This is a genomic window from Methanocalculus sp., from assembly GCF_029762515.1.
In the GTDB taxonomy this organism is placed as follows: Archaea; Halobacteriota; Methanomicrobia; order Methanomicrobiales; family Methanocorpusculaceae; genus Methanocalculus.
Genome location: NZ_JARVGN010000213.1, coordinates 1 through 4,013, shown reverse-complemented (window position 1 = coordinate 4,013; position 4,013 = coordinate 1). Strand labels below are relative to the sequence as shown.

The following is a 4,013-nucleotide window of genomic DNA, read 5'->3' as shown; positions in this document are numbered from 1 at the left end:
ATCCTGAAGATTCCCGGTATGACGGCCTGAAGGGAAAGACCCTCACTGTCCCGATATTTTCGCATCCGGTACCGGTGATCGAGGATGAGGCAGTCGATCCGGCATTTGGATCGGGTGCGGTGATGATCTGCACCTTCGGTGACAAGCAGGATGTTATATGGTGGAAGTCCCACAATCTTGACCTCAGATCCGCAATCGATCAGAAAGGCGTTATGACCGCCCTTTGTGGAAGATATGCAGGAATGAAGGCAAAGGAGTGCCGGGAAGCGATCCTCTCGGACATGAAGGGATCCGGGATCCTGAAACGGCAGGAGGAACTGCCCCAGCGGGTTGGCACTTGCTGGCGGTGCCAGACTCCGATTGAGATCCTCTCGGCACGGCAGTGGTTTGTGAAGGTGAAGCCGGATGAAATCATTTCGACTGCCAAAGCGATCAACTGGTATCCCGAACATATGCTGACCCGGCTATTGAACTGGACGCACCAGATGGAATGGGACTGGTGCATCTCCCGGCAGCGGCTCTTTGCAACACCGATCCCGGTCTGGTTCTGTGAAGGCTGCGGTGAGATGATCCTCCCCGATCCGGAAGATCTCCCCATCGACCCGACCGTCGATTCACCAAAACAACCCTGTCCGAAATGTGGATCAACGAGCTTCACCGGTGAGACGGATGTTCTTGATACCTGGATGGATTCATCCATCTCCCCGCTTGCGATTGCAAAGTGGGATGGGAAGACCACACCTGCTGTCTATCCCACCCAGCTCCGCCCCCAGGGTCATGATATTATCAGGACATGGGCGTTCTATACCATCCTCAGGTCAGTTGCCTTAACCGGAGAGAAGCCATGGGAAGGAATCATGGTCAATGGCATGGTGCTTGGGGAAGACGGATTTAAGATGTCAAAGTCCAGGAATAATGTCATCACCCCGGACGAGCTGATCGATCGCTATGGTGTCGATGCCCTCCGCCAGTGGGCAGCAGTCGGGGCGGCGATGGGATCAGACATCACCTTCTCCTGGAACGATGTCGTCGCCGCTTCCCGGTTCCAGACGAAGATGTGGAATATCGTCCGTTTCTCTCTGCTCCAGATCAGAAAAGATGCACCGACATCTGCCGAATCACCAGCAGAACTGGCAGATCGCTGGCTCCTCTCACGACTCTCAGCAACTGTTGAAGAGGTGACCGATGCACTTGACGCATACCAGTATGATCGGGGATTGAAGGCGATCCGGGACTTTGCATGGTCATCCCTCGCAGACAACTATCTCGAACTTGTCAAGGGAAGGCTCTATTCAGATCTTCCATCCCGGGCAGGTGCCGTCTTCACATTAAAGACAGCACTTGACACCCTCTGCCGGCTGCTTGCACCCTATACTCCATTCTTTGCAAGCGAGTGCTTCCACCACCTTGCAGGAGGCCGGATCATCGACCAGGAATGGCCTCATCTGGATTATACGGATGCCGGGGCAGAGGAGAACGGTGATCTCCTTGTCTCTGTCGTATCTGAACTGAGAAAATACAAGCACGAAGCCGGTCTTGCCCTGAATGCGCCGCTTGGGCATGTGACCATCTATACCCCCGGCATCAGCATCGATGATGGCGGAGATGCCGGGAGATGTACGAATGCCGATATCGAGTGGAAGCCGGAGGAGCCGCATCTTGACCGCGTCCTCTCGGATATCACCTTTAATATGGGAATTATCGGGCCCACATTCAGAAAGGAAGCAAATGCCGTGATGCAGGCGATCCGGGCGCTCCCACCTGACGCGCTTGAAGCGGGCGTCGATTCTGTGATGGTGAACGGATCAGAGATCACTGTTCCCGAGGGTGCATATACCCCGGTCTTCTCCTATGCAATCGAGGGGGAAGAGGTGGTGCTCCTTACTGTCGGGATTGCCCTGCTGGCGATCCGCACACACGCCTGATCTCATCTTCAACAAAGGAGGCGATCGCCTCCATCTCCTCTTCTGCATCAATCAGCACAAAGCGCTCCGGCTCTGCTTCTGCACGGGCGAGATACTCCTGCTGGACCGCGGCGAGCACCTCTTCCCGCTCAAAATGCTCGCGCCTGCCGCCCCTGTCGATCCTCCCAAGTGCAGAAGCCGGTGGGATCACCAATAGAAATGTCAGATCCGGGGTGAGGGACCAGCCCTCATGGAGGGCGGTGAGCCACCCGCGGGGATCGGGAATCACGCCCGCAAGGGTCACCTGCTGGTATGCAAACCGTGAATCCGTGAACCTGTCTGAGATCACTATTCTTCCCTCTGCAAGAGCGGGACGAAGAACCGTCTTCAGGTGCATTGCATGATCGGCAACAAAGAGCAGGGCTTCTGATATGGGATCGCTCTCATCTGCTATCGCCTGCCTGACCGCTTTTCCGATCCAGGTGGCACCCGGCTCACGCGTAAAGAGGCAGTTCAGATCGGCCAACTCCGATTTGAGTGTCTCTACCAGGGTGCTCTTCCCTGATCCGTCAATTCCTTCGATTGTTATCAGCAGAATGATCCCCTCCTGATGAGATCCAGTGGCACCTTTTTGGTATGGATGGCGGTTGCGATGATCGCCCCATCATATCCCGCTGTGGCGAGTGTCTCGAGATCGGTACAATCCCTGACTCCTCCCCCATAGAGGAGCGGCAGATCTGTCGATTTTCGGATCCGCTCCACCCCGGCGCGGTCGATTCCACACTCTTCCCCCACTGCGGAGATATGCAGGAAGATGCAGCCCGAGAACCCCCATTCCTCTGCGCGGGAGAGGATCATTTCCGGCGCTTCCCCTCCCGGCAGGACGCGTCCGTCTTTCACATCCACGCTCAGGTATCCCCCCGAATAGCCGGTGAGATCACTTCCTGCGGTCTCGGTGCCGATGACATTCTCGATGAATGGCGCATCAAGCATATCGGGCGGCCCCCGGCACCCCCGGTCAATATAGCAGCGGGAGACGAGATCAGAGAGTCCAAGCACCGTCTCGTCATGTGATCCCACGCCTGCGATCCGGTCAAGATCTGCAATATAGACCGATCGTGGCCGCACCGCTTCGATATATCCCCGGGGTTCTGCTGTCGGTGAGATGCCCCATGTGAGGGGAGCATATTCCGAGCGCCTTCCTGCTCTCCCGTGAACCACCTGGCCCCCCTTGAGATCGATTGCACAAATGAGCTCCATGATATAACGCAATCACTATTATCATCGGAGATCATTAAGTTCTATGGAATTACTTGTCAGCCCGAGTTCTTTGGAAGAGGCCAGACTTTCTCTTTCTGCTGACATCGTCGATGTAAAACGCCCTGCTGAAGGATCGCTTGGTGCAAATTTCCCCTGGGTGATCCGGTCTATCAAAGAGATCGCTGGAGAAAAGCCGATCTCCGCTGCCATTGGCGATTTTGCGCCAAAGCCCGGAACAGCCGCACTTGCGGCATATGGGGCTGCCTGTGCCGGGGCTGATTATGTCAAGATAGGTCTCATGTTTTCTGACCCTGATGACGCGCGCCAGGTGATCCGGGCGGTTGTACAGGCTGTCAAACCCGAATTTCCCGGGAAGACCGTCGTTATTGCGGCATATTCGGATTATGAGCGGCTATCGACGATCTCTCCTTTTGATATGGCTGTAATCGCCGGCGAAGAGGGTGTTGATGTATCGATGATCGATACAGGACTAAAAGATGGAAAAAGTACCTTTGCATTCATGGATGAAGCTGATCTCACCTCCTTCACACGGGAGAACAGACAGCTTGGCATGAAGACTGCACTTGCAGGCTCGATCGCATTTGAGGATCTCCCACCCCTGAAGCGGATTGACCCGGATATAATCGGTGTCCGGGGCATGGTCTGTGGAGGCGATCGCTCCTGCACCATCCAGCCTGAACTTGTCGAGAAGGCACTGGCAATGATCAGGAGCTGATGAAGTGTTTGTAGAGAAGTTGAATGTCCCCATATCGCTCACCTTTGATGATGTGCTGCTCGAGCCTGCGGAATCATATGTTGAGCCGAGCCAGGCCGATGTCCGGTCGCGAT

At 55.4% G+C, this 4,013-nt stretch carries 4 protein-coding genes; 2 read left to right on the top strand and 2 right to left on the bottom strand.

What is annotated here, in order from left to right; translation table 11 throughout:
- The coding region (locus QCH34_RS08215; protein ID WP_300332727.1) for a class I tRNA ligase family protein at positions 1 to 1,925 on the top strand (1,925 nt) is incomplete at its 5' end.
- On the opposite strand, the gene tmk is transcribed toward QCH34_RS08215, so the two are convergent.
- Both tmk and QCH34_RS08205 read right to left on the bottom strand, forming a co-directional pair.
- Positions 1,882 to 2,499 carry a dTMP kinase gene (gene tmk / locus QCH34_RS08210; RefSeq protein WP_300332729.1) on the bottom strand — a complete coding sequence of 206 codons (618 nt, stop codon included), beginning with the start codon at positions 2,497 to 2,499 and terminating at the stop codon, positions 1,882 to 1,884. The genes QCH34_RS08215 and tmk overlap by 44 nt on opposite strands.
- Complete coding sequence (locus tag QCH34_RS08205) at positions 2,493 to 3,164, bottom strand: HisA/HisF-related TIM barrel protein (RefSeq protein ID WP_300332725.1); 672 nt, start codon at positions 3,162 to 3,164, stop codon at positions 2,493 to 2,495. Before QCH34_RS08205 ends, tmk begins: the two co-directional genes overlap by 7 nt.
- Before the next feature lie 43 nt (positions 3,165 to 3,207).
- Here QCH34_RS08205 and QCH34_RS08200 point away from each other — a divergent pair, with 43 nt between their 5' ends.
- On the top strand, positions 3,208 to 3,900 hold the full coding sequence (locus tag QCH34_RS08200) for a (5-formylfuran-3-yl)methyl phosphate synthase (RefSeq protein ID WP_300332722.1): 693 nt from the start codon (positions 3,208 to 3,210) through the stop codon (positions 3,898 to 3,900).
- Positions 3,901 to 4,013: the final 113 nt, after the last annotated feature.